This is a genomic window from Micromonospora sp. URMC 106, assembly GCF_051386395.1.
Classification (GTDB): domain Bacteria; phylum Actinomycetota; class Actinomycetes; order Mycobacteriales; family Micromonosporaceae; genus Micromonospora.
In genome coordinates this window covers 1-25988 of record NZ_JBPQTP010000060.1, presented here as the reverse complement: position 1 = coordinate 25988, position 25988 = coordinate 1, and the positions used below count along the sequence as shown (strand labels likewise).

The following is a 25988-nucleotide window of genomic DNA, read 5'->3' as shown; positions in this document are numbered from 1 at the left end:
GATCACGTCGCGGGGGTTACGCCCAACGATCAAGATTCCAGGGGTGCGCCTCTGATTCCAGCTCACGTGCGCCTAGACTGGCGACGCGCGAGGGATCAGCGGACGGCGGACCCGGCCGAGAAGACGGCACGCGCAGGTGGAGGTGCGCGATGGACGAGGTACTGGCCCGCAGCGGGATCTTCCAGGGCGTCGACCCGGAGGCTGCCGAGGCGCTCGCCAAGGAGATGGAGACGCTCGAGGTCCGCAAGGGCGAGATCGTCTTCAACGAGGGCGAGCCCGGCGACAGTCTCTACATCCTGCTGTCCGGCAAGATCAAGGTGGGCCGCCGGGCGGCCGACGGCCGACAGAACCTGATCGCCGTGATGGGCCCGTCGGACATGGTGGGCGAGCTGTCGCTCTTCGACCCCGGACCGCGCACGGCGACGGCCACGGCGGTCACCGACACCCGCCTGGTGCGGCTGCGCAAGCAGGCCCTGCGCCCGTGGCTGAACAACCGGCCGGAGATCGCCGAGCAGCTGCTGCGGGTGCTGGCCCGCCGGCTGCGGCGGACGAACGACTCGTTGGCCGACCTGATCTTCACCGACGTGCCCGGTCGCGTCGCCAAGAACCTGCTCCAGATGGCCGGCCGCTTCGGCACCCGCGACGGCGGCGTGCTGCGGGTGACCCACGACCTCACCCAGGAGGAGATCGCCCAGCTCGTCGGCGCCTCCCGGGAGACCGTGAACAAGGCGCTGGCCGACTTCGCCTCGCGCGGCTGGCTGCGTCTGGACGGCAAGAGCATCATCATCCTCGACCCGGAGCGCCTGGCCCGCCGCGCCCGCGTCTGACGCCCGCCCCGGCCGGGTTCCCCCGGCCCGCTCGACGCCACCGGTCCGGACCGCACCCCTGCGGTCCGGACCGGTTCGCGTTCGCGGCACGGCGGCACGGCGGCACGGCGGCAGCCCGGGGGTCCGTCTGCCCGGGGCAGAATCGCTGGACTCCGGCCCGGGCCGGCGGGCACGGTGGAGCGATGCTGGAACGCGTCGCCGTACTCTCCGACATCCACGGGGCGCTGCCCCCGTTGGAGGCCGTGCTGGCCGAGCCGGACGTCACCACCGCCGACCTGATCGTGCTCACCGGCGACATCGCGGCCGGCCCGCAGCCGGTCGAGGTGCTGGACCTCCTCGCCGGCCTCGGCGAGCGGGTCTGCTGGGTGCGCGGCAACGCCGACCGCGAGCTGGTGGAGGCCCGGGCCGGCCGCAAGTCCCCCGTCGACGTCTCGAACTGGGCCGCCGAGCAGCTCCGCGCCGACCACCTCGACCGGCTGGCGGCGCTGCCGCTGACGGTGACGCTGGAGGTCGCCGGCCTCGGCCAGGTGCTGTTCTGCCACGCCACGCCCCGCGACGACGAGGAGGTCGTGCTCGTCGACTCCCGGACGGCACGCTGGGCGGAGGTGCTCGCCGGGGTGCCGGCCGAGGTGGGGACGGTGGTCTGCGGGCACACCCACATGCCGTTCACCCGGCTGGCCGACCGGCGACTGGTCGTCAACCCGGGCAGCATCGGGATGCCCTACGGCGGCCCGGGCGCCTTCTGGGCGTTGCTCGGGCCCGGGGTGCAGCTGCGCCGCACCGCGTTCGACGTGGACGCGGCCTGCGCCCGCGTGGCGGCCGAGTCGGGCTTCCCCGACGCCGCCGAGTGGGCCGACGAGTACCTGCGCTCCCGGCACAGCGACACCGACGCGCTCGCCGTGTTCGGCCCCCGCGACGGCCGCTGAGGGCGACCGGCCGGGGGACGCCGGCGTCGCCCCTGTCGAGCTGAATCGTCTACGACATCAGTTCGACAGCGCCCGGCGGCCGGCCCGTCCGCTGGGCGAAATGGCGGTCACGCACCCAGCACAGGCCCGGCGGACAGCCGGCTGGCCGACGGCCAGCGCGCCCGCTGGCGGCAGCGGCGGTCACGCGGCCAGCAGCCCCGCCGCGTGAGAAAAAGTCAGTCTTGACTGTTTGTTTCGGGGCCGGCACGCTGTTCCCGTGCCCGCCGCATCGACCCGCGTCCCTCAACAGGAGCGCAGCCGCGCCACCCAGGCCCGGCTGCTGGAGGCGACCGTCGAGTGCCTGGTCGAGCACGGCTGGGCCGGCACCACCACCACCGTCGTCGCGGCCCGAGCCGGCGTCTCGCGCGGCGCCCAGCTGCACCACTACCCCACGAAGGCCAAGCTGGTCACCGCCGCCGTCACGCACCTCACCGAACGGCGGGCGGAGGAGCTGCGCACCGAGGCCGAGGCGCTGCCGCCCGGCCCGCAGCGGCTCGACCGGGTGATCGACCTGCTCGGCGCGGCCTTCACCGGCCCGCTCTTCGTCGCCGCCCTCGAACTGTGGGTCGCCGCGCGGACCGACCGGGAGCTGCGCGAGGCCCTGCTGCCGTTGGAGGCCCGGGTCGGCCGCGAGATGCACCGGCTCACCGTCTCCCTGCTCGACGTGGACGAGCGCCGCCCGGGCGTACGCGAGGCGGTGCAGGCGACCCTCGACCTGCTCCGCGGCCTCGGCGTGGCCAACCTGCTCAACGACGACTCGACCCGTCGCACCGCCCTGCTCGCCACCTGGAAGCGCCAGCTCGCCACCCTGCTCACGCCCTGACCGGCCCGTCCCGCACCGGAGGCACCATGGTCGACCTCAAGGACCTGCTCGCGGATCTGGCCGACGAGTCCGAGCAGCTGGACGGCCTGGTGAGCGGCCTGTCGCCGGGCGAGTGGACACGTCTGACCCCGGCGCCCGGCTGGAGCGTCGGGCACCAGGTCGCCCATCTCGCCTGGACGGACCAGGTGGCGCTGCTCGCCGCCACCGACCCCGAGGCGTTCTTCGCCTCCGTGGCGACCGCCCCCGACCCGGCCCGGCTCGTCGACGCCGGCGCGGAGGAGTTCCTCGCCCCGCCGGCCGAGCTGCTGCCCCGCTGGCGTGCCGGGCGGGCCGCGCTCGCCGCCGCGCTGGCGGGCGTGCCCGAGGGCGGGAAGCTGCCCTGGTTCGGCACCCGGATGTCGCCCGCCTCGATGGCCACCGCCCGGATCATGGAGACCTGGGCGCACGGCGCGGACGTGGCCGACGCGCTCGGCGTCACCCGTCCCGCCACGGCGCGGCTGCGGCACGTCGCGCACCTCGGCGTCCGTACCCTCGGCCACAGCTTCGCCGCCCACGGCCGGCCGGCGCCGGCGGCGCCCGTGCGGGTCGAGCTGGCCGCGCCCGGCGGTGACACCTGGGCGTACGGCCCGGCCGACGCCGCCGACCGGGTCACCGGCCCGGCGCTCGACTTCTGCCTGCTGGTCACCCAGCGGCGGCACCGCGCCGACCTGGCCCTGACGGCGACCGGCCCGGTCGCCGACGAGTGGCTGGACGTCGCGCAGGCGTTCGCCGGTCCGCCCGGCGCGGGCCGCGCGCCACGGACCGCCGACGCTGCCCCGAGAGACGACGCTGCCCCGAGAGACGACGCCGGCCCGAGAGACGACGCCGGCACGGGGAGCGACGTATGAGCGGGGTGCTGCGGGTGGGCAACGCCTCCGGCTTCTACGGCGACCGCTTCACCGCCTGGCGGGAGATGCTCGACGGCGGCGAACTCGACGTGCTGACCGGCGACTACCTGGCCGAACTGACCATGCTGATTCTCGGCCGGGACCGGTTGCGCGACCCCTCCCTCGGCTATGCCCGGACCTTCCTGCGCCAGTTGGAGGGCTGCCTCGGCACCGCGCTGGACCGGGGCGTGCGGATCGTGACCAACGCCGGCGGGCTGAACCCGGCCGGACTGGCCGCCGCGATCGGGGCGCTCGCCGAGCGACTCGGCCTGACCGTGCGCGTCGGCCACGTCGAGGGCGATGCGCTCCCCCGCCCGGACGCGTTGACGGCGAACGCCTACCTGGGGGCGTACGGCATCGCCGCCTGCCTGGACGGCGGGGCCGACGTGGTGGTCACCGGCCGGGTCACCGACGCGTCCCTGGTGGTCGGGCCGGCCATCGCCCGGTTCGGTTGGGGGCGCGACGATCTCGATGCGCTGGCCGGGGCGACCGTCGCCGGCCACCTCGTCGAGTGCGGGGCGCAGGTGACCGGGGGCAACTTCAGCTTCTTCACCGAGCTCCCCGACGGCGGTCACCGCCCCGGGTTCCCGATCGCCGAGCTGCGTGCGGACGGCTCCTGCCTGATCACGAAGCACCCCGGCACCGGCGGCGCGGTCACCGTGGAGACCGTCACCGCCCAACTGCTCTACGAGGTGGGCGGGCCGGCCTATGTCGGGCCGGACGTGGTGGCCCGGCTCGACACGGTCGAGCTGAGCGTCGACGGGCCGGACCGGGTGCGGGTGAGCGGCGTCCGCGGCACCCCGCCGCCGGGCACCCTCAAGGTGGGCGTGAACAACCTCGGCGGCTTCCGCAACTCCATGACCTTCGTCCTCTGCGGGCTCGACATCCCCGCCAAGGCGGCCCTGGTGCGGGGTCAGGTCGAGGAGGCGGTCGGCAAGGAGGGGCTGGAGTTCACCCTGGCCCGCACCGACCACCCCGACACCGGCGACACCGAGGCGGCGAGCGCCCTGCTGCACGTACACCTGCGGGACGGCGACCGGGCGCGGGCCGGGCGGGCCTTCTCGGCCGCCGCGGTGGAGCTGGCCCTGGCCTCCTACCCGGGCTGCACGCTGACCACCCTGCCCGGCGACGCGACGCCCTACGGGGTGTTCACCGCCGACGCCGTGCCGCAGGACGCGGTGTCGCACGTCGCCGTGCTGCCGTCCGGGGAGCGGGTGCCGATCGCGCCGCCGGTGCGCACCGCCGGCCCGCCCGACGAGCCGCCCGACGAGCCGGCGTCCGCCGCCGACCCGGCGCCGGACGAGCGCCCCACCCGGCGCGCGCCGCTCGGCGAGCTGGTCGGGGCCCGCTCCGGCGACAAGGGCGGCGACGCCAATCTCGGCGTCTGGGCCCGCACCGACGCCACGTGGTCGTGGCTGCGCGGCTGGCTCACCGTGGCCCGGCTGCGCGAGCTGCTGCCGGAGACCGCCCCGCTGACCGTGCAGCGGTACGAGCTGCCGAACCTGCGGGCGGTCAACTTCGTCGTCCGAGGGCTGCTCGGACAGGGAGTGGCCGCCTCCACCCGGTTCGACCCGCAGGCCAAGGCGCTCGGCGAACTGCTCCGCTCCCGGATCGTCGACCTGCCGGCGGACCTCACGTCCGGCCCGGCCGCCGACACGACGCCCGGGGGGAACCGATGACCATCGTGGACACCCCGGAACGGCGGCAGCTGCGGGAACTCACCCGGGCCTTCGTGACCCGGGAGGTGCTGCCGTACCTCGACGGCTGGGAGCGGGCCGGCGAGGTCCCCCGCGACCTGCACGCCACCGCCGCCAAGCTGGGCCTGCTCGGCATCGGCTTCCCGGAGGCGGTCGGCGGCAGCGGCGGTGACCTGCTCGACTCGATCATCGTCACCGAGGAGATCATCCGCTCGGGCGGCTCTTCCGGGCTGATCGCGGCGCTGTTCACGCACGGCATCGCACTCCCGCACATCGTCGCCTCCGGCGACGCGGAACTGGTCGACCGGTACGTCCGGCCGACCCTCGCGGGCACGATGATCGGCGCGCTGGCGATCACCGAGCCCGACGGTGGCTCGGACGTGGCCGGCATCCGCACCACCGCCCGCCGCGACGGCGACCACTACACCGTCAACGGATCGAAGACCTACATCACCAGCGGCATCCGGGCCGACTTCGTGACCACCGCGGTCTGCACCGACTTCCCGGGCAGCGGCTCGCTCACCCTGCTGGTGATCGACAAGGGCACGCCCGGGTTCACCGTGGGGCGGCGGCTGGAGAAGCTCGGCTGGCACTGCTCGGACACCGCCGAGCTCTCCTTCGTGGACGTGCGGGTGCCGGTGGCCAACCGGATCGGCCCCGAGGACACCGGCTTCCTGGCGATCATGCAGAGCTTCGCCACGGAACGGCTCTCCCTCGCCACCCAGGCGTACGCGACCGCGCAGCGCTGCGTGGAGTTGGCGGTGCGCTGGTGCCGGGACCGGTCCACGTTCGGCCGTCCCCTGGCGAGCCGGCAACTGGTCCGGCACCGGCTGGCCGAGATGCACACCCGCACGGAGGCGGCCCGGGCGTTCGTGCACCAGGTGGCGGCGCGGGTGGCCGCCGGCGAGCCGGTGGTGACCGAGGTCGCGATGGCGAAGAACGTCGCCGTGGCCGCCTGCGCCGAGGTGGTCGACCAGGCGCTCCAGTTGCACGGCGGCTACGGATACCTGCGCGACGCCGAGGTGGAGCGGCACTACCGGGACGCCCGGATCCTCGGCATCGGCGGCGGCACCACCGAGATCATGAACGAGATCATCGCGAAGGGCATGGGCCTGTGACGACGCTGCGGAGCGCGATCGACCCGTCCGCGCCGGGGCACCGGGCCAACCGGGAGGCCCTGCTGGAGCGCCTCGCCGAGCTGGAGGCGGCGCTCGACCGGGCCAGGGCCGGCGGCGGGGAGAAGTACGTGGCCCGCCACCACGGCCGGGGCAAGCTGCTCCCCCGGGAACGGATCGAGCTGCTGCTCGACCGGGACAGCCCGTTCCTGGAGCTGTCCCCGGTGGCGGCGTACGGCACCGACTTCCCCGTCGGGGCGAGCGTGGTGACCGGCATCGGCGTGGTCGAGGGCGTCGAGTGCCTGGTCGTCGCCAACGACCCGACGGTACGCGGCGGCGCGGTGAACCCGTGGTCGCTCGCCAAGACCCGCCGGGCGGGCGAGATCGCCCTGGCCAACCGGCTGCCGATGGTGAACCTGGTCGAGTCGGCCGGCGCGGACCTGCCCACCCAGGCGGAGATCTTCATCCCGGGCGGGCGGGTGTTCCGCGACCTGACCCGGCTCTCGGCCGCGAAGATCCCCACGGTCAGCGTGGTCTTCGGCAACGCCACCGCCGGGGGCGCGTACGTGCCGGGGATGTCCGATCAGGTGATCATGATCCGGGACCGGTCGCAGGTCTACCTGGCCGGGCCGCCGCTGGTGAAGATGGCCACCGGCGAGGTCACCGACGACGAGTCCCTCGGCGGGGCGGCGATGCACGCCACGACGTCCGGCCTGGCGGACTTCCTCGCCTCCGACGAGCGGGACGGCATCCGGCTGGCCCGGCAGTGCGTACGCCGGTTGAACTGGCGCAAGCAGGGCCCGCCGCCGCGCACCCCGGTCCCGGTCCCGCCGAGGTACGACCCGGAGGAACTGCTCGGCGTCGTCCCGGCCGACCTGAAGGTGCCGTTCGACCCGCGCGAGGTGCTGGCCCGGGTCCTGGACGGCAGCGAGTTCGACGAGTTCAAGCCGGCCTACGGCCCCGCCCTGGTGACCGGCTGGGGCGAGCTGCACGGCTATCCCGTCGGGGTGCTCGCCAACGCGCGGGGTGTGCTGTTCAGCGAGGAGGCGCAGAAGGCGGCGCAGTTCATCCAGCTCGCCAACGCCGCCGACACCCCGCTGCTCTTCCTCCAGAACACCACCGGCTACATGGTCGGCACCGAGTACGAGCAGCGCGGCATCATCAAGCACGGCGCCCTGATGATCAACGCGGTGTCGAACTCGACCGTGCCGCACCTGACGGTCAATCTCGGCGCCTCCTACGGTGCCGGCAACTACGGCATGTGCGGCCGGGCGTACGAGCCCCGGTTCCTGTTCACCTGGCCGAACGCCAAGTCGGCGGTGATGGGCCCGGCGCAGCTCGCCGGCGTGCTCTCCATCGTGGCCCGGCAGGCCGCCGCCGCCCGGGGGCGCGACTACGACGAGGAGTCCGACGCCGCCATGCGGATGATGGTCGAGCAGCAGATCGAGTCCCAGTCCGGCGCGCTCTTCCTCTCCGGCCGGCTCTACGACGACGGGGTGATCGATCCCCGGGACACCCGTACCGTCCTCGGGCTCTGTCTCTCGGCGATCCACAACGCACCAGTCAGGGGCGCCGACGGCTTCGGCGTCTTCCGGATGTGAGGGCGGCCATGATTCGGAAACTGCTCGTCGCGAACCGGGGCGAAATCGCCCGCCGGGTCTTCGCCACCTGCCGGGCACTCGGTGTCGAGACGGTGGCCGTGCACGCCGACGCCGACGCCGACGCGCCGTTCGTCACGGAGGCCGACCACGCCGTCCGGCTGCCCGGAAACACGCCCGCCGAGACGTACCTGCGGGTCGACCTGATCCTCGACGCGGCCCGCAGGAGCGGGGCGGACGCCGTCCACCCCGGCTACGGCTTCCTCGCCGAGAACGCCGAGTTCGCCGCCGCGGTGACCGACGCCGGGCTGACCTGGATCGGCCCGAGGGCCAAGGCCATCGCCGCGATGGGCGACAAGGTGGCGGCGAAGGCCCTGCTCGCCGAGGCGGGCGTGCCGATGCTGCCCACCTGGACCGACGCCGACGAGATCACGGACTTCCCGGTGCTGGTGAAGGCGTCCGCCGGGGGCGGCGGGCGCGGCATGCGCATCGTCCGGGACGCCGGCGGGCTGGCCGAGGCCGTCGCCTCCGCGCGCCGCGAGGCGGCCGCCGCGTTCGGCGACGGCACGGTCTTCGTCGAGCGGTACGTCGAGCGGGGCCGCCACGTCGAGGTGCAGATCTTCGGCGACACCCACGGCACGGTGGTCGCCCTCGGCGTACGGGACTGCTCGATCCAGCGCCGGCACCAGAAGCTCGTCGAGGAGGCCCCGGGGATCATTCCTGCCGAGGTGCGGGAGCGGCTGCACGCGGCGGCGGTCGCCGCCGCCCGGGCGGTCGACTACGTCGGCGCCGGCACGGTCGAGTTCCTGCTCGCGCCCGACGGGGAGATCTACTTCCTGGAGATGAACACCCGACTCCAGGTCGAGCACCCGGTCACCGAGCTGACCACCGGCCTGGACCTGGTCCGGCTGCAACTGCTCGTCGCCGAGGGCGAGCCACTGCCGGTGGCGGCGACCCCGCCCGCACAGGGCTACGCGATCGAGGTACGCCTCTGCGCCGAGGAGCCCGCACACGGGTACCGGCCGGCGACCGGCACACTGCACCGGTTCGCCCTGCCCGGCGTGGCGGCCGGGTTCGGGCCGCTGGCCGGGCCGGGCCTGCGGCTGGACTCGGGCGTGGTCGACGGCTCGGTGGTGGGTGTCCACTACGACTCGATGCTCGCCAAGGTGGTCGCCTGGGCGCCGACCCGTGCCGAGGCGGCCCGGGCGCTGGCCGGCGCGCTGGCCCGCGCCGAGCTGCACGGGGTGGCCACCAACCGGGACCTGCTGGTCCGCGTCCTGCGCAGCACGGAGTTCGCCGCCGTCGACATCGACACCGGCTTCCTGGACCGGCACCCCGAGGTCTTCGCCCCGCTGCTGCCCGCCGACCAGCTCCCCCTGGTCGCGCTGGCGGCGGCCCTCGCCTCGGCCGCCGCCCGCCGCACCTCGGCGCCGGTGCTTGCCGGCCTCCCCTCGGGCTGGCGCAACGTGCCGGCGTTCCCGCAGGTCACCCGCTTCACCGGCCCGGCCGGCGAGGTGGCGGTCGGCTACCGCCTGGACCGCTCAGGTGGTCTCGCCGAGTGGTCGGTGTCGCCGGGTACCGGCTCCACCGCCACCGCGGACGGGCCGGCCCCGGACGGGGAGGCCGCGCCGGTCGGCGAGCCGCCGCCGGCCGTGGCCCTGGTCGAGGCGCGCCCCGACCGGGTGGTGCTCGACGTCGACGGGGTCCGGCGGACGTACCGCGTACACCGGGTGGGCTCGGAGGTCTTCGTGGACGGCCCGGACGGAGCGGCGGGCCTGACCGAGCTGCCGCGCTTCGGAGAACCCACCGCGGAGCTGGCGACCGGGTCGCTGGTCGCGCCGCTGCCGGGCACGGTGACCCGGGTGCACGTCGAGGCCGGCCAGCGGGTGGCGGCCGGCGACCTGCTGCTGACGCTGGAAGCGATGAAGCTGGAACATCCCGTGCTCGCCCCGGCCGGCGGTGTGGTCGCCGAGCTGCCGGTGCCGGCCGGCGGGCAGGTCGACACGGGCGCCGTGCTGGCCGTGGTCGACCCCGAGTGATCCTGGAGGCCCCGCGATGAACTTCGACCTCACCCCCGAACAGGACCAGCTCCGCGACGCGGTCCGCGCGCTGGGCCGGCGGTACGGCCACGACTACTTCGTCACCAAGGCCAAGGCCGGCGAGCACACCACCGAGCTGTGGAACGAGGCCGGCCGGCTGGGCTACCTGGGGGTCAACATCCCCACCGAGTACGGCGGCGGCGGGGGCGGCATCACCGAACTGGCCATCGTCTGCGAGGAACTGGCGGCGGCCGGCTGCCCGCTGCTGCTGCTCGTGGTCTCCCCCGCCATCGCCGCCACGGTGATCACCAAGCACGGCACCGAGGAGCAGCGCAAGCGCTACCTGCCCGGCTTCGCGGACGGCTCGCTGAAGGTGGTCTTCGCGATCACGGAGCCGGAGGCCGGGTCGAACTTCCACCGGCTGGGCACGGTGGCCCGCCGCGACGGCGACGACTGGCTGATCTCCGGGCGCAAGTGCTACATCTCCGGCGTCGACGAGGCGGCGTACGTGCTGGTCGTGGCGCGGGTCGCGGTCGAGGACGGCCTAGCCGGCGCGGGGGGTCAGGGTCCGCAGAAGCTGAAGCCGGCGCTGTTCGTCGTGCCGACCGACGCGCCGGGGCTGACCCGGTCCAAGCTGGACATGGAGATCGTGTCCCCGGAGAACCAGTTCCTGCTCTACCTCGACGACGTGCGGGTGCCCGCCGACGCGCTGGTCGGCGAGTCGCTGGACGCCGGCCTGCCGGCGCTCTTCGCCGGGCTCAACCCGGAGCGGATCACGGTCGCCGCGATGGGCGCCGGCACCGGCCGGTACGCCATCGAGCGGGCCTCGGAGTACACCGCCGCCCGCAGGGTCTGGGGCGGCCGGAGCATCGGCTCGCACCAGGGCGTCGCGCACCCGTTGGCGCACGCGGCCGTGCAGGTCGAGCTGGCCCGGCTGATGATCCACAAGGCGGCCACCCTCTACGACGCCGGCCGCGACCTGGAGGCCGGGGTGGCCGGCAACATGGCCAAGTACGCGGCCGGGGAGGCGGCGGCGCTGGCCGTCGACACCGCCGTCCAGGCGCACGGCGGCGCCGGGATGACCACCGAGTACGGGGTGGCGACGCTGCTCGGCGCGGTGCGCGCCGGCCGGATCGCCCCGGTCAGCCGGGAGATGATCCTCAACTTCGTCGCCCAGCACGTCCTCGGTCAGGACAAGTCGTACTGACCCCGACAGGTCGGGCCGGGCTGCGCCGCGACCTCGGCGAGGAACTCGCGCAGCGCGTCAGCCACCAGGTCGGGGGCCGTCATCGTCGCGAAGTGCGACTGGCCCGGCCAGCTGACCCGGCGCGCCGCGGGAAGAGCCGCGGCCAGGGCATCCATCGTGGTGGGCATCGGCTCCCAGGTGTCGGCGCCCTGCATCAGCAGCGTCGGGACGGTGATCGACGACCAGCGGGCCGGGTCCGGGCTGTCGTCGGCCAGCGCCTCGAGGTCATGCAGCCAGCCGATCGCCGAGCGCCGGGCCTCGGCCGGGTCGGGCCGTTGGTCGCCCGCCGCGGCCACGAACGCCGCGACGATCGGGGGCGGCACCCGGGTCACCTCGTTGAGCACCGCGAACATCTCGCCCGCGTCGTCCCGCGCGAAGGCCGCCTGGTAGCGGGCGAGCAGCGGCTCGATCGACTCACCGGCCGCGAACAGCGGCGGCTCGAAGACGGCCAGCGAGCGCAGCCGGCCCGGCTCGGCTGCCGCGGCGTGCAGCGCCAGCGTGGCGCCGTAGGAGCCGCCGACCAGGTGCACCGGCTGCCCCGCCGCCTCGATCACGGCCAGCAGGTCGGCGACCTCGTCCTTGAACGACTTGCGGCCGGGCGGGACGTCGCTGGGGCCGTACCCGCGCCGGGCCGGCATCCACAGCTCGTACGACCCGGCGAGCCGCCCGGCGACCGCAGCCCAGGAGTGCAGGCCGCCGCCGGAGCCGTGCAGGAGGACCACGGGGTCGCCCGCGCCCGCCCGCCGGACCACCAGCCGGGTGCCGTCCGCCGACCGGACTTCCTGCTCGTTGCTGTTCATGGCTGCTCTCCCTCGGTCGGGGGCCAGTTGTCGAGTGCCGTGTGGACGGCGTCGAGGACGCCGCGCCAGGACGCGTCGAGGTCGCGGGGATGCCCGAACCCCTCGGCCCGCTCGAGCGTCGCGAACCCGTGGAGCGTGCTGCGCACGAACCGGATCGCATCCGTCAGGGCGGGCTCCTCGAGCCCGTACCCGCGCAGCGTCGCGTAGCTCAGCTCGATCATGCGCAGGTGCCCGGCCGAGTTCCTGCCCACCTCGGGCGGGAGTGGAAGTTGGGTCGCGGCGTACTGGCCAGGGTGGGTCACGGCGAACGCCCGGTAGGCGTCGGCGAAGCCGATGAGTGCCTGGCGCCCGGAGCAGCCGGCCACCGCGAGCGCGAGACGGTCGGCGAACGCCTCCGCCGCCCGAACCGCGACCTGATGCAGCAGCGCCTCCCGGCTGCGGACGTGCCCGTAGATGCTGGCGTCCGCGACCCCGAAGTAACGGGCGACAGCGGCGACCGTGAGCCGCTCCAACCCCAGTGAGTCGGCCAGTTCGGCGGCGGCCGCCGAGACGCGCTCGGTGGTCAGACCCTGTCGCGGCACGGCAATCCTTGGGGGAGACGGTTAAAACCTAGGAGCCCTAGGATAGCAGCCGACGCCCGACCGCGTCGGTGGCGACACCAGGTGGCCGCGACACCGCGCCTCGGCCGCTCACTCGGGTCGTCGAACCGCCCGGAAAGGCATGTCGGCCGGCCGGTCGGCCGTGGTAGCCTCGGCCCGACTTTGATGTGACACCGGATCGGTGGGAGAAAGGGGGGTGAGGTTGATGACCGCGAAGGCGGCTGCTGCTGCGTGCAGCGCCCGGACCAACCTCGCGTCCCGGGCCTCGGCCTGACCCAGCTGATTTCCCCGTTCGACGGGACGTTCGATCCCGACCGGGTTACGCCGGTGTCTGTCGGGGCCCCTCTTCCGAAGGGTCTCTTCCGTTGTCATCGTCATCCTCCGCGCCGATCCCGTCCTCGAACGTGCTGCGTTCGTACGGCTGGGACGATGCGTACGAACACGCTTTCACCGAGCACCGGGCCGCCGGCCTGCGGCCCGCCCGCGTCGTGCTGGTCGACCGTGGCCAGGCCACGGTGGTCACCGCCACCGGCCCGGTGCGCGCCACCTGGTCGGCACACGCCGGCCCGGCACCGTCCCTGGTCCCCTGTACCGGGGACTGGGCCGCCGTCACCACCGCCGCGCAGCCGGAGTTGGCCGCGTTGCTGCCCCGCCGGACCGCCATCGTGCGGTCCACGGCGTCGCGGACCTCCCGCCCGCAGGTCCTGGCCGCGAACGTCGACACGGTCGTCATCGCGGAGTCCGTCGCCACCCCCATCCCCGCCGGCCGGATCGAGCGCATGCTCGCGCTCGCCTGGGACAGCGGGGCGCTCCCGGTCGTCGTCCTGACCAAAGCCGACCTCGCCGAGCGCGACACCGCCGAGGTACGCGAGGAGGTCGCCGCACTGGCCCTCGGCGTCGACGTCCTGGTCACGAGCGTCGCCACCGGCGAGGGCCTGGACATCCTCGCCGCGACGCTGACCGGGACGATCGTCCTGCTCGGGCCCTCCGGCGCGGGCAAGTCCTCGCTCGGCAACGCCCTGCTCGGCGCCGACCTGCTGGCCACCGGAGCGGTCCGCGCCGGTGACGGCAAGGGCCGGCACACCACCGTCCACCGCGAGCTGCTTCCACTGCCGAACGGCGGCGTGCTCATCGACACCCCCGGCCTGCGCGCGGTTGGCCTGCACGACACCGAAGACGGCATCCAGCAGGTCTTCGCCGAGATCGAGGAACTCGCCCGCGACTGCCGGTTCACCGACTGCCGGCACGCGAGCGAACCCGGTTGTGCGGTACGTGCGGCCATCGATGCGGGCACCCTGTCGCCGCGCCGGCTGGACAGCTACCGCAAACTCCAGCGCGAATCCGCCTGGGCGGCCTCGCGGGACGACGCCCGACTGCGCGCGGAACGCGAGAACCACCGCAAGGCGGTCACCCGCCACCTCCGCGCGACCTACAGCTTCCGGGAGCAGCAGTCGTGACCGCCCGGCACACCGGGACGACGCCGACCCCGCCGAACGCCTCGACCGGGCACGTCCCGCCCCCCGTCACCGAATCGCCGACAACGCACCCCCACGAGGAGTCGTCCCCCGCCATGACCACCCGCAGCTGGCACACCCGACCGGAGGCCGGACCGGACGACCGCGCCGCGATCCGCCGGATCAACCTGTCCGCGTTCCCCGGCCCGCTCGAGGCCGATCTGGTCGACGCGCTGCGCGGGGACCGGCAGGCGTGGCTGCCGTGGTCCTCGTGGCTCGCCGAGGACCCCGACGGCACCCCCGCCGGTTTCGCCCTGCTGACTCGATGCCACGTGGACGACGTACCGGCCCTGGCCCTCGGCCCGTGCGCGGTGTTGCCCGAACAGCAGCGCACGGGCGCCGGATCGGCGGCGATTCGCGCCGCTCTCGACGCCGCCCGGGCGGCGGGCGAGCACCTCGTCCTCGTCCTCGGTCACGCGGCCTACTACCCCCGGTTCGGCTTCACGCCCGCCTCCCGGTACGGAATCCGGCCGCCGTTCGACGTGCCGGACGAGAACATGATGGCGCTGGTGCTCGACCCCGGTCGCCCTGTCCCGCGCGGAACCATCCGCTACGCGGCGGCCTTCGGCGTCTGATCCGCACCACTGTGTCAGGTGCGGGGTGGGCCAACCGCCCCGAACCTGACCCGGCCGGGTCGGCACGGGCCGGGGTACGGCGGACGCCCGATCGTCCGCCGTACCCCGGGTCCTCAGCGGACGGTCAGCGAACCGACCGCCGGCAGCGGTGCCACCACCGGCGGGAGCCGCTTCGGCTCACCCCGGCCCGGCGCGCCCTCGGCCGCGAGGGCGCCCTTCGACGACTCCGCCCGTCGGGTGGCCGCCGGCTTCTCCGGCAGCTCGGCGAACGGCTGGATGTCGCCGGTGCAGACCGTGCCGTTCGCCGGCAGCGCGCCCCGGATCAGGTACGCGTCGACCGCCCCGGTCACGCAGGCCGAGGTCCCGTACGCGGTGTGCCCCCAGCTGTCGCTGCTCAGCAGGCGGCTGTTCGGCAGCAGCCTGGCCGTGCCCACCGCGCCCTGGTAGTTGGTCGACGGGTCCCAGTAGTTGCCGACCACCAGCACGGGGGCGGCGGTACGCCGGTTGAACGGGCCCGGGTAGGCGTCCTCGTCGCGCACCGTCCACGTCTGCCGGGCGCAGGGCGAGGTGCCCCAGGTCCAGAGCCGACCGAAGTACGGGTCGCGCTTGTCGGCCTGCGCCGCCAGCGCCGGGAACGAGGCGGCGTCCGCCGGGTGGTTCGCGTCGGTGCAGTCCACCCCGAGGAAGGTCTCCAGCCCGTTGTTGTACGGGAAGTCGTAGCGGCGGGCCTGCTCGCGGGCCTTGGCGGCGAGCCGGGCCACGCCGGCGCGCGCCTGCTGGCGGGCGGCCGTGCCCGACGCCGGGTCGGTGAGCACGAGCAGTTCGGCGGTGAGGCCGACGAGCTGGTCGTAGCCGAAGGGGCTGTAGAGCGCGCCCAGGGTCGCGGAGACGAAGTCGGCGTAGGTGACCCGGACCGAGCCGAGGTCCGGGTCCTCGATCACCACCGGCTTGGCCCGCAGCCGCTTCGCCACCAGCTCGAACGACGCGAGGGGGTCGCCCTCGGCCAGCGGGCAGACCTCGGCGCCGGCCTTGTCGCAGCGCACGAGGATCTCCCGCAGCGCCTTGTACGCCCCCTGGGCGCTGCGCAGCCGGTCCTCCTGGGACAGCGTGCGCGCCTTGCCCCGGCCGACCCACGCGTCCGCGTTGAGCACCCCGTCGATCGCCAGGGCACGGACCCGGTCCGGGAACATGTTGGCGTAGTACTGGCCGAGCGCGCTGCCGTAGCTGAACCCGAGGAAGGTGAGCTTCGGGTCGCCGACGGCGCGGCGCAGCACGTCCATGTCGCGGGCGACCTCGGCGGTCGACATCGCGCCGGTGAGCGGCCGGCCCGTGGTGGAGCAGCCCCTGCCGACGGCCTGCGAGGAGGCGACGTACGCCTTCTCCTCGGCCTTCGTCCACGGGAACGCCACGTTGAGCCCGGCGTACGCCCGGGTCTGTTCCTTGACGGACGGGAAGCACTTGACCTGCTGGCTCGCGCCGACGCCGCGCGGATCCACGCCGACGATGTCGAACCGGTCGAGCACCTCGTCACCGAGGAAGTACGGCGCGGCGAGCGCCACGTCGGTGCCGGAGCCGCCGGGGCCGCCCGGGTTCAGGAAGAGGCTGCCGATCCTCCGCTGCTGGTCGCGGGCCTTCACCCGCAGCACGGCGATCTCGGTCGTCGGGCCGTTCGGCTTGTCGTAGTCCAGCGGGAGCTGGACGGTGGCGCACTCGGCGTAGTCGTAGCAGGCGTACCAGTCGAGGTCGGGCGTGGGCACCCGGTCGACCCGGCGTGCCTCCTCCGGGCTGGTCCGGTCGGACGTGACCGGGCGACCCCAGCCGGTCAGGGCCGGTGTGGCGGCGGCGGGCGCGACCGCCGATCCGGCGAGAATGACGCCGGCGATTCCCGCGGCGGCGAGGGACCGGGTTCGTCGTGGCATGTGGACCCTTCCGGTGGGCGACAGGACGGTCGGGGCGTGGCCCGATCCTTCGTCACTCTAGGGATCGCGGGCAATGAATACCGCCCGGCAGAGGGCCACATATCCGACAATGCGCCGCCCGGTGTAACGAATTTCCGCTGCCTGACGCTGTTGATGCCTTGGCGCGGCCCCGGTCGCGGCGGCGGACCCCGCCCGCTCCGCCGGCCCGGCTACCCGAGGCCGGCCATCCAGGCGGGCGCCGACGCGTCCACGCCGTCCGGCGCGTAGTCGTCCACCACCCGCCAGCCGTCGGCTCCGCGGCGGAGCAGCAGGAAGCCGACGATCTCGCTGGCCGGGGCACCCACGCCGTAGACCTCGCCGCCGTCCACGGTGGCCATCTTGATCGCGCAGACCGCGTCCGGGTCGGGTTTCGCCCGCTCGCACGGCCCGACGTAGCGGGCCCCCGAGGCGTCCGCGAGATGGCGGGCCACCGCCTGGTCGACGCTGGCGAACCCGCCTCCGCCCGGGGACGACGCGCCGACCGCGGACGGCGACGCCACGGGCGCGGACGTGGCCGCGGCGGGCGGCGCGGGCGTCTCCGTCGGGTCGTCCGACCCGCAGGCGGCCAGCGCGCCCGACACCAGCACCGCGGCGACGAGCCGGGTAGACCGGGACACCGGCGCTCCTCTCCTCACACGACACGATCTCCACAGGAGATCATCGCACCAGCGGCGGCGTCCCCGGTTGACAGCGGCCCCGGCGTGGACATGCTGGACGGGTGAGGTTTCCCAGGCCCGACGCGCGGACGAAGGCGGTCGTCGCGGCGCTGCTGGCGGTCTCGCTGCTGGTGACACTGGTCGTCCGGGGCCGCCAGGACCTCCTCGGCGTGGTCCTGGCGCTGCTCTGCGTCCCGATGGTGATGATCACGGCGGTGTCGGTGGTGGCGGCCCGGCAGGAGGACGGCCGGCGACCGGCGGCCACGCCGGCCACCCCGGGGCAGCCGACGGACGGCCTGTACGGCATCGACGCCGACACGCTGGAGACGCTGGATCCCCGGGACGCGGTCCGCGTGATGCGGGAGCGCCACCGGGGGCGCGGCTCAGCGACCGGTGAGGGTGGGTGACGCGAGCGCGTCCAGCCCGCGCCCGGCCAGGCAGCGGTACGTCCGGTCGGCGTCGGCCCCGGCTGGGGGCAGCACCTCCAGGTTCCAGCCGTCGGTGTAGCTCATCCCGCTGGTGAGCCGGAAGGTGGTCTCGTTGCAGACGCGGCGCACCGCCGGCGCCTCGCTGACCCGGGTGTGGTCGGCGCCGACCAGGGTGTCGGGGAGCCGGCCCTCGGCGTAGCTCTCCCAGGTGTGCTCGCCGTCGCAGGGCACCCGGGCCGCCCTGGCCCGAGCGCCGCGCACCTCCATCGGCCCGAAGCACTCCAGCTCGTCGGCGCAGCCCGCGCCGTCGGGCAGCCCGGCGATCACGGCGCAGGCGGGCAGCACCCCGCTCGTCGCGGCCACGTCGGCCGTCGGGGACGGCGCCGGGGTGGCCGCCGCGCCGGCGAGCCAGGCGCCCGCGCTGGCCGAGGCGGCCAGCGCGACCATCCCGGCGCCGCCGAGGAACCAACGCCGCCGGCGCGGCCGGTCGGCGGTGGGCACCGTCGGGTGCATGTCCTCCACGGGCGGTCGCGGGGCGGGGTGGGCCGTGCGGCCGGCGTACGGGCCGGAGGCGGCGGGACCGCCGCTGACCGGGGAGCCCGACACCGGTGCGCCGCTGACCGGCGAGCCGGGCGCGTCGAGCGGCAGGCCGGCCAGCAGGTCGCGCAGCTCGACGGCCGACGGGCGCTCCCCCGGATCGTTGGACATCCCGACCCGGAGCACGTCGATCAGCTCGTCCGGCACGCCGGGCAGGCCGGGGACCGGCTGGTGGAACATCTCCAGCACCGTCACCAGGCTGGGATTGCGCTCGGACTGCCAGCGGGGCGGCCGCCCGTGCATCACCGCGTAGAGGGTCGCGCAGAGGGCGTACACGTCGACGGCGGGCGAGGGCGGGCTGTGGTTGAACATCTCCGGCGGCGCGTACGCCGGGGTGAGCACCTCGAGGGCGACCGAGGCGTCGCGCATCTCGGCCACCACGGCCAGCCCGAAGTCGGCCAGCACCGCCGAGTTGAAGTGCGAGTAGAGGATGTTGGCCGGCTTGACGTCGCGGTGCAGCACGCCGGCCGCGTGCGAGTGGGCGATCGCGTCGGCGATCTTGACGCCGAGGTCGCGGGCCTCGGCCGGCCCGAGCGGTGACGTCCGCATCCGCTCCGCGTACGAGCCGTCGCAGAGTTCCATGATCAGGTAGGGGTGCTGGTCGACCGTGACCCCGACGTCGAAGAGGTCCACCACGTGCGGGTGGGACGACATCCTCCCGGCGGCCCGCGCCTCGCGCAGGAACCGGGCCTGGTCCCGCTCGCTGTCGAGGATGCGGTTCTCCACCTTGACCGCGACCTCGCGCCCCACCGAAATCTGGGTCGCCTTGTAGATGGTCGCGTAACCACCCCGGGCAAACACGTTCAAATCAGTCAGACCGGGCACGATGGGCAACGGCAGGGCGCCGGGCGGGGTCTCGGTCACAGTTCTAGAAAATACCCAACCGGACCGGCTGCTCAGTGAACCGCATCGGGGGCCGGGGCGGCACCAGCGGAAAGAACGCTCCCACCCTCGCCGGGCGCCCGACCCGCGCGCCGGTCGTCCCACCAGAGCCCGACGGCGGTCGCCACCGCACCGAGGCCCTCCCAGGCGGCCACCCCGAGGAACCGGCCCGGCGCGACGTCACCCAGCACCGCGATGCCGAAGACGGTGAACGTGACCAGCCGGAACACCACCGTGAAGCGGTAGAACGGGCGCCACTCCGTCGCGGCCGCGAGCAGGTAGTAGACGCCCATGTTGAACGAGGCCATCGAGGACGCCGTCAGGAAGGTGCCGGTGTGGTCGCCGGCCGCGCGGGTCGCCGGCACCTCGAAGCCGAGCAGGCGCAGCAGCGCCTCCGGCCAGAGCAGCCCGACCGCGCCCATGAGCAGGGCCAGCACGCCGAAGACCGCGATCGTCCATCCCGCGGCCGAACGCGGCAACCTCATCCCGGACCCTCCCCAGACCCGGACGGTCGACAACGGACCGCCCCTCGGATCTGACACGCTATCGGCCACCCCCGACACGCCGCATCACCGGAACCGTCAGTACCCCGCCGGGGCCGGGCGCCCGGAGGTCAGCCGGTGGCGAGGCGGGCGCGGAGGGCGTCGGCGGCGGCGCGCTCGCTGCGCTGCTCGGTGGCGTACGCCAGGCGCACCGCCTCCTCCGCGCTGGCCAGCGCCTCCACCGGCCGGCCGCACTCGGCCAGCGCCTCGGCGAGCACCATCGCCCCGATCACCTGGCTGCGCACGTCCTCCGCCGGGGCCGCGACCGCCCGCCGGGCCCAGTCCAGCGCCTGCTCGCGCTGGCCGTGGGCGAGCAGCGCCCCGGCGTACCGGGCCATCGTCTGGCGGCGGGAGAAGAGCAGCGAGGGCACGGTGGCGGCGGCGGTGGCCACCGGGGCCAGCAACCCGACCGCGGTGGCGGAGTCGCCCGCGGCCAACCGGGCGGTGGCCAGCAGCACCCGGGGCCCGACCTGGGCGGGCGCCTGCGGGTTGTGCGGCTCGACGGTGGTCAGCACCGAGCGGGCGGCCCGTTCGGCCGTGTCGTAGTCGCCCATGTCCAGCGCCACGAACCCGCGCAGCGTGCCGGCCATCCCGGTGAGCAGCGGATGCGACGTCCGCTCGGCGTGCCACAGCGCGTCGGTGAGCAGGTCGGCGGCGTGTTCCGGCTCGCCCAGCCCGCGCGCCACCACCCCCCGGACGACCAGCGCGAAGCCCTGACCCCAGTCGTCGGAGGCGGCGGCGAAGTCCCGGTACGCCCGGCGGGCCCCCCGGTCCGCCTCGCCCAGCTCGCCCAGTTCGGCGGTGGCGTACGCCTCCACCGCGCGCAGAGTGCCCACCGCCCACGCCTCGCCGACCCGCTCGCCGAACGGCAGGAACACCCGCGCCATCCGGCACGCCTCCCGCAGCCGGCCGGCCAGCAGCCGGGCGAACGCGGTGGTGCCGCGCAGCCACGCCCGCCCGTACGGGTCCTTCAGCTCGGCGAAGAGCCGGGCGGCCCGGCCGAGCACCGCGTCGGTGCCGGCGAAGTCGCCCCGGGTGGTGGTGACCCAGGCGAGGTTCTGCAACGACCACGCCTGCCCCCGGCGGTCCTGCGCCTGGAGGCTGACCTGGTACGAGGCGGCGAGCCGGCTGCTCGCCTGCCCCAGCCGCCCGGCGACGAAGTCGGCCATGCCGAGGCGGCGCATCGCCGAGGCGCGCAGGGTCGGCAGGCCGCCCTCGGTGGCCACCTGCGACGCCTCCTGCCAGCACGCCACCGCCCGCGCCTGGTCGCCCATGGTCTGGTGGGCCTGCCCGGCGAGCAGCAGCGCGCTGGCCCGGACGGCCGACTCGTCGCCGGCGTTGGCCGCGATCTTCTCGGCGGAGGCGAGCGCGTCGGCGGGACGGCCGATCTGGAGCAGCGCCCGGGCGTGCACCACCCGGTCGGCCGCCGGCACGCCGTCGCGGGCCAGCTCGGCGGCGCGTTCGGCGTACTCCACGGCCAGCGCCGGCTCGCCCGCCTGCAGCGACCGGCGGGCGGCCCCGCCGAGCGCGTCGACGCCCAGCGGGACGACGGCGCGCGCCGGCGCGTCCGGCCGCAGCCCGACCGCGTCGGCCAGCGCGGCGGCCCGCTCCACGTGCTGGGCCACGAAGACGTCCCGGGCCGCCTCGGTGAAGCCGCCCGGCGCGCCCGCACCGACCGGTGGGTCGGTCGCGGCCCAGCGGGCCAGCGCCGCGTGCCGCTCGGCCAGCTCGGCCTTGCTCACCCCGGCGTACGCGGCCTCCCGCATCAGCGGGGTGGCGAAGGCGTACCCGGTGCGGGTGCGGTGCAGCATCCGGCGTTGCAGCAGCTCCTCGACGGCCCGCTCCAGCTCGACGGCGACCACCGCCGCCGGGCGGCCGTCGTGGCCGGCCCGCTGCTCGCGCAGCGCCTCCAGCGCCCCGGCCGGCACGGTGTCGCCGACCACGGCCGCGTCCCGCAGCACCGAACGGGCGTCGACGGGCAGCGCGTCGATGCGCGCGGCGAGCACCGCCGCCAGGTCCCGGGAGAGCAGGCGGCTGCCGAGCGAGCCGGGCGCCAGCCGCCAGCCGCCCGGGTTGGGGGCGGTCCGGTCGGCGACGGCCGTCAGCGCGCCCCGCTCCATCAGCAGGGTGACCAGCTCGGCCAGGTAGAACGGGTTGCCCTGCGCGGTGGCGAGCAGCCGGTCGGTGTCGGCCTGCGGCAGCTTGCCCCCGCCGAGATAGCTGGTGAGCAGCCGGGCCGCGTCGGCCCCGCGCAGCGGCGGCAGCGCGTGCACCTCGGCGTCCGCCACCCGGGTCAGCGCCCCGGCGGTGCGCACCAGCTCGGGGCGGCCGAGCAGCAGCACCAGCACCGGGCCGGTGAGTCGGGACAGGGTGACCCCGAGCGCCCGGATGGTCTCGGCGGTCGCGTCGTGCAGGTCGTCGACGACGACCGCCAGGGGTGCCTCCGCGGCGAGGGCGCTGAGCAGGTCCGCGACCGCGTTCGGCACGGCGTCGGCGTCGGCGGGCTGCTGGGCGGTGCTCCACTCGGCCTGGTCGGTCGGGCCGCCGGGCAGTTCGGCGTAGCCGAGCAGGGCCAGCAACTGCTCGGTCGCGACCGGGGACGGGTCGACGCCCGAGCGGCCGAGCCGCTGGCTGAGCCGGCGCAGCCGCTCCTCGACGGCCGGGCGGGTGAGCGCGGTGGCGGCGTCGTTGGGCAGGCCGACCGCCGCCCGGACCAGGTCGGCCAGGGGCGCGAGCCGGCGCCGCTCGCCGAACGCGGCGCAGCGCACCGACAGCACCCGGGCGCCGGTGTGCGCGGCGTACCGGCCGGCGCCCACGTCGTAGCCGGCGGCGAGGCGTTCCACCTCGGCGGCGAACCGGGACTTGCCCAGCCCGGCCTCGGCGGTCATCAGCAGCACCCGGGGTTCGCCCCGGTCGATCACCTCGGCCAGCCGGCCGGCGACCCGACCGATCTCCGTCTCCCGGCCGACGAAGGGGGCCTCGTCGCCGAGGCCGGACCGGGTGCCCGGCGCGTCCAGGAGACCGAGCAGCTCGTACGCCTCGACCGGCTCGCGTTTGCCCTTGAGCCGCAGCGGTCGCAGCGCGCGCCAGGAGGCGACGTGCCGGGTGGCGGCGGAGGTCCGCGCCCCGGCGTAGACCGCGCCGACGGCGGCGGCGTCGGCCAGCCGGGCGGCGGTGTTCACGGTGTCGCCGATGACCGTGTACTCGATCGCGGCCTGGATGCCGGCGATGACGTCGCCGGTGTTCAACCCCACCCGCAGGCCGAGCGGCGCGCCGCCGCCCCGCTCGTCGTCGAGCACCCGGCGGACCGCCCGCTGCATGGACAGCGCGGCGCGGACCGCCCGCTCGGCGTCGTCCTCGTGCGCCACCGGCGCGCCGAAAACCGCCATGATCCCGTCGCCGGTGAGCTTGTCGACGTGACCGCCGAAGGTCTTGACCGCGCCGGCCAGGGCGGCCAGCACCCGGTCGGTGACCGCGCCGACCCGCTCCGGGTCGAGGTCCTCCGACCAGGAGGTGAAGTCCGACAGGTCACCGAAGAGCACGGTGACCACCCGGCGCTCGGCCGCCGGCAGCGTCGCGGCGGCCGGCAGCGCGGCCCCGCAGTTGTGGCAGAACCGCGCGCCGGGAACGGCTACGGTTCCGCACACCGGGCAGGTCACGCTTGCTCCAACCCCGCGGCACCTCCGCCGGATTCCCGCCCGAGGTATTCCAGTTGGGCCCGCACCGACCACTCGGCCGCCCACCACAGCGACCGGTCGACGTCCGCGTAGACCCTCGCGACGACCTCGGCCGCGGTGCCGGCGCCCTCGGCGACCGCCGCCCGGACCTGGTCGAGCCGGGCCCGGCGGTGGGCGAGGTAGAACTCCGCGGCGGCGGCGCAGTCGGCCAGCGCCGGGCCGTGCCCCGGCAGCGCCGGGATCCCCCGGTACGTCGAGAGCAGCTCCAGGCTGGCCAGGTAGTCACCGAGGTGCCCGTCGGGGTGGGCGACCACGGTGGTGCCCCGGCCCAGGATGGTGTCGCCGGTCAGCACGACCCGCTCGTCGCCGTGCTCGACGAGGAAGCAGACCGAGTCGCCGGTGTGCCCGGGGGTCGGCACGAGCCGGATGCCCAGGCCGTGGCCGTCGAGGCCGTCCCCGGGGGTGGTCAGCGGCTCCCCGGCGAGGGTGTGCGCCGGGTCGGCCGCGCGTACGGGCACCCCGTCGAGCAGGTCGTGCAGGCGGCGGGAGCCGTCGGTGTGGTCCGGGTGGCCGTGGGTGATCAGCACCAGCCCGATCGGCCCCCGCGCGGCGATCGCCGCCAGGTGCTCCTCGTCGGCCGGGCCGGGGTCGACGACGACCGCGTGCTCCTGGCCGGGGGCGCGCAGCAGCCAGGTGTTGGTGCCGTCGAGCGTCATCGGGCCGGGATTCGGGGCACGCAGCAGCGTCACCCAGCCCGGCAGCTCGTCGGCGAGCGCCGCCGCCGGCGCGGTGAAGTGCCCGGTCATGGCTGCGATCGTACGGCCCCCGCCGCCACTCCCCGCGATCTTGCAGGTTCCGCCCGTGATACGTCCCGCTTCGCGGCTTTCGCCGGGGCGGTCAGTGCAAGATCGCGGGGGCGGGCACGGGTCAGGCGACCTCGACGATGACGTCGACCTCGACGGGCGCGTCGAGGGGGAGTTCGGCGACGCCGACGGCGCTGCGCGCGTGGCGGCCGGCCTCACCGAAGACCGCGCCGAACAGGTCGGAGGCGCCGTTGATCACGCCGGGCACGGCGGTGAAGCCGGGGGCGGCGGCGACGAAGCCGGTCACCTTGACGACCTTGACGACGTTCTCCAGGCCGACCAGCGAGTCGATCGCGGCCAGGGCGTTGAGCGCGCACCGCTGGGCCAGGTCCTTGGCCTGCTCGGCGGAGACGCCGGCGCCGACCTTGCCGGTGGCGAGCAGCTTCCCCTCGGCCATCGGCAACTGCCCGGAGACGTAGACGTGCTGCCCGGACTGGACGGCCGGCACGTAGCTGGCCACGGGCGGAACCACCTCGGGCAGCGCGTGCCCGAGCTCGGCGAGCTTGGCGTGGGGACCGTTGGTCATGCCGCTCACGCCTTCGGCCGCTTGAGGTACGCGACGAGCTGCTCCGGGTTCGGGCCGGGAACCACGGAGACGAGTTCCCACCCGTCCTCGCCCCAGTTGTCGAGGATCTGCTTGGTCGCGTGGACCAGCAGCGGGACCGTGGCGTATTCCCACTTCTGCATCGGTGGAGGGCTCCCTTGGCTGGAGTACGGCTCTTCGACGCACAGCCTACGGTCCGGCGGACGGTCGGGGCGCGGGACGCTGCTCCGGGGCGGTGGGCAGCTCCCCGCAGGGACCGCCGTGCTCGTACGGCTGCGGACAGCGGGACCGGTCCGGCAGCAGCAGGTCGCAGAAGACCCGGTGCCGGTTGTTCTGGTCGTCGGCGGTGGAGACGGTCGTCTCGCCGGCGTCCAGTTCGGGCAGGAAGCTCAGCGACGTGGCCACCGTGCCGGCCAGCGCGGTGGCCGCCGCCAGGTCGGCCACCCGGATCGGCAGGTGGATGACGTACCCGGGCTCCTCCTCGTCCCGGCCGCGCACGCCGGGCCGGCCGGCCGTACGGCGCACCTCGACGGGTTCGGCGAACCGCCGGTACGACCGCTCGTTGATCGGCAGGCCGCCCGCCACGCCCTCGGCGTCACCGGCCGAACCGGTCCCGGCCCGCCGCGCCCGGTCGCCCGCCGGGAACTGGCCTCGGGGGATGTTGTCCACGTCGCGCATGCCCTGCCTCCGGACGTCGTACCTGGTCACGTCATCGCGTCGCGGGTCCGGCCACTCCGCCCGACCCCGTCCCCCCGCGCCGCTGAGAACGTAGGACCGGAGCGACAGTCCCGCCAACAGGACGCGCACGGCCGGTCACGCCGAGTCACATATGCGACACATGCCCCGCGCGGGACCGGACCGCACCTGCCGCCCCACCGAACGCACCGATCGACCGCTACCCTTCCGGTCGGACGGGCGCTCGCCGGCTCGCCGCCAGCTCGATCACGCTCGTCGCCAGGGGAGGCGGCGGCGTCGCACCCCCGGGGGAAGAGATGACCCAACCGCCCAGCGGTGGCCCCGTCGGCTCGCCGGCCGGTCGACCGGACGTCCCGGCCGCTCCCGGCGCCGTCCCGCCCGGCCCGGCCGCCCCGGGCCCGTCGATCCCGCCGCCCCCGGC

The 25988-nt window shown here is 75.2% G+C and carries 22 protein-coding genes and 1 pseudogene; 12 read left to right on the top strand and 11 right to left on the bottom strand.

Translation table 11 applies throughout. The features are described 5' to 3' along the window. Positions 1-149 precede the first annotated feature (149 nt). From ACSNOB_RS19160 to ACSNOB_RS19120, 9 genes and pseudogenes are all read left to right on the top strand, one after another. Positions 150-827, top strand: coding sequence for a Crp/Fnr family transcriptional regulator (locus ACSNOB_RS19160; protein WP_089003062.1), 678 nt, complete (start codon positions 150-152; stop codon positions 825-827). A gap of 182 nt (positions 828-1009) precedes the next feature. Then, positions 1010-1753, top strand: a complete 744-nt coding sequence (locus ACSNOB_RS19155) for a metallophosphoesterase family protein (RefSeq protein WP_436687890.1) — start codon at positions 1010-1012, stop codon at positions 1751-1753. A 256-nt stretch (positions 1754-2009) separates the two neighbouring features. Further along, entirely contained in the window at positions 2010-2615 is a 606-nt protein-coding gene (locus tag ACSNOB_RS19150; protein ID WP_436687889.1) for a TetR/AcrR family transcriptional regulator, read from the top strand. A gap of 26 nt (positions 2616-2641) precedes the next feature. After that, a pseudogene (locus tag ACSNOB_RS19145) lies at positions 2642-3415 on the top strand (TIGR03084 family metal-binding protein); the annotation flags it as partial. Positions 3416-3498: 83 nt separating this feature from the next. Beyond that, complete coding sequence (locus tag ACSNOB_RS19140; RefSeq protein ID WP_436687888.1) at positions 3499-5220, top strand: acyclic terpene utilization AtuA family protein; 1722 nt, start codon at positions 3499-3501, stop codon at positions 5218-5220. Next, a complete protein-coding gene (locus ACSNOB_RS19135) occupies positions 5217-6356 on the top strand; it encodes an acyl-CoA dehydrogenase family protein (protein WP_436687887.1) in 1140 nt (379 codons plus the stop codon). The genes ACSNOB_RS19140 and ACSNOB_RS19135 overlap by 4 nt, the downstream gene beginning before the upstream one ends. Further along, positions 6353-7954 carry an acyl-CoA carboxylase subunit beta gene (locus ACSNOB_RS19130; protein ID WP_436687886.1) on the top strand — a complete coding sequence of 534 codons (1602 nt, stop codon included), beginning with the start codon at positions 6353-6355 and terminating at the stop codon, positions 7952-7954. The genes ACSNOB_RS19135 and ACSNOB_RS19130 overlap by 4 nt, the downstream gene beginning before the upstream one ends. A gap of 8 nt (positions 7955-7962) precedes the next feature. Further along, positions 7963-9990 carry a biotin carboxylase N-terminal domain-containing protein gene (locus ACSNOB_RS19125; protein WP_436687885.1) on the top strand — a complete coding sequence of 676 codons (2028 nt, stop codon included), beginning with the start codon at positions 7963-7965 and terminating at the stop codon, positions 9988-9990. 16 nt (positions 9991-10006) lie between these two features. Further along, a complete protein-coding gene (locus tag ACSNOB_RS19120; protein WP_436687884.1) occupies positions 10007-11197 on the top strand; it encodes an acyl-CoA dehydrogenase family protein in 1191 nt (396 codons plus the stop codon). Here ACSNOB_RS19120 and ACSNOB_RS19115 read toward each other — a convergent pair. Next, positions 11179-12036: an alpha/beta fold hydrolase gene (locus ACSNOB_RS19115; RefSeq protein WP_436687883.1), complete on the bottom strand. Its 858-nt coding sequence runs from the start codon at positions 12034-12036 to the stop codon at positions 11179-11181. The genes ACSNOB_RS19120 and ACSNOB_RS19115 overlap by 19 nt on opposite strands. Beyond that, entirely contained in the window at positions 12033-12617 is a 585-nt protein-coding gene (locus ACSNOB_RS19110) for a TetR/AcrR family transcriptional regulator (protein ID WP_436687882.1), read from the bottom strand. Before ACSNOB_RS19110 ends, ACSNOB_RS19115 begins: the two co-directional genes overlap by 4 nt. A 422-nt stretch (positions 12618-13039) precedes the next feature. Here ACSNOB_RS19110 and rsgA point away from each other — a divergent pair, with 422 nt between their 5' ends. Together rsgA and ACSNOB_RS19100 are read left to right on the top strand one after the other, a co-directional pair. After that, positions 13040-14092, top strand: coding sequence for a ribosome small subunit-dependent GTPase A (rsgA, locus tag ACSNOB_RS19105; protein WP_436687881.1), 1053 nt, complete (start codon positions 13040-13042; stop codon positions 14090-14092). Between the two features lie 113 nt (positions 14093-14205). Then, on the top strand, positions 14206-14724 hold the full coding sequence (locus ACSNOB_RS19100; RefSeq protein ID WP_436687880.1) for a GNAT family N-acetyltransferase: 519 nt from the start codon (positions 14206-14208) through the stop codon (positions 14722-14724). A 113-nt stretch (positions 14725-14837) separates the two neighbouring features. Here ACSNOB_RS19100 and ACSNOB_RS19095 read toward each other — a convergent pair whose 3' ends face one another. Next, positions 14838-16643 carry an alpha/beta hydrolase gene (locus tag ACSNOB_RS19095; protein WP_436687879.1) on the bottom strand — a complete coding sequence of 602 codons (1806 nt, stop codon included), beginning with the start codon at positions 16641-16643 and terminating at the stop codon, positions 14838-14840. Between the two features lie 209 nt (positions 16644-16852). After that, complete coding sequence (locus ACSNOB_RS19090; protein ID WP_436687878.1) at positions 16853-17299, bottom strand: hypothetical protein; 447 nt, start codon at positions 17297-17299, stop codon at positions 16853-16855. Between the two features lie 101 nt (positions 17300-17400). On the opposite strand from ACSNOB_RS19090, the gene ACSNOB_RS19085 reads away from it, so the two are divergent. Continuing rightward, on the top strand, positions 17401-17745 hold the full coding sequence (locus tag ACSNOB_RS19085; RefSeq protein WP_436687877.1) for a hypothetical protein: 345 nt from the start codon (positions 17401-17403) through the stop codon (positions 17743-17745). Here the strand turns inward: ACSNOB_RS19085 and ACSNOB_RS19080 are convergent. The 7 genes from ACSNOB_RS19080 to ACSNOB_RS19050 all read right to left on the bottom strand — a co-directional run bounded on the left by ACSNOB_RS19080 (position 17722) and on the right by ACSNOB_RS19050 (position 25549). After that, positions 17722-19227, bottom strand: coding sequence for a protein kinase domain-containing protein (locus ACSNOB_RS19080; RefSeq protein WP_436687876.1), 1506 nt, complete (start codon positions 19225-19227; stop codon positions 17722-17724). The two genes, ACSNOB_RS19085 and ACSNOB_RS19080, sit on opposite strands and share 24 nt — an antisense overlap. A gap of 32 nt (positions 19228-19259) precedes the next feature. Next, positions 19260-19730 carry a hypothetical protein gene (locus ACSNOB_RS19075; protein WP_436687875.1) on the bottom strand — a complete coding sequence of 157 codons (471 nt, stop codon included), beginning with the start codon at positions 19728-19730 and terminating at the stop codon, positions 19260-19262. A 128-nt stretch (positions 19731-19858) separates the two neighbouring features. Beyond that, on the bottom strand, positions 19859-23446 hold the full coding sequence (locus ACSNOB_RS19070) for an adenylate/guanylate cyclase domain-containing protein (protein WP_436687874.1): 3588 nt from the start codon (positions 23444-23446) through the stop codon (positions 19859-19861). Continuing rightward, positions 23443-24270, bottom strand: coding sequence for an MBL fold metallo-hydrolase (locus tag ACSNOB_RS19065; protein WP_436687873.1), 828 nt, complete (start codon positions 24268-24270; stop codon positions 23443-23445). The genes ACSNOB_RS19070 and ACSNOB_RS19065 overlap by 4 nt, the downstream gene beginning before the upstream one ends. A 121-nt stretch (positions 24271-24391) precedes the next feature. Continuing rightward, a complete protein-coding gene (locus tag ACSNOB_RS19060) occupies positions 24392-24853 on the bottom strand; it encodes a RidA family protein (protein WP_393111477.1) in 462 nt (153 codons plus the stop codon). Positions 24854-24858: 5 nt separating this feature from the next. Beyond that, complete coding sequence (locus tag ACSNOB_RS19055; protein ID WP_013736319.1) at positions 24859-25014, bottom strand: DUF4177 domain-containing protein; 156 nt, start codon at positions 25012-25014, stop codon at positions 24859-24861. Between the two features lie 46 nt (positions 25015-25060). Then, entirely contained in the window at positions 25061-25549 is a 489-nt protein-coding gene (locus ACSNOB_RS19050) for a hypothetical protein (protein WP_436687899.1), read from the bottom strand. Between the last annotated feature and the right edge of the window lie 439 nt (positions 25550-25988).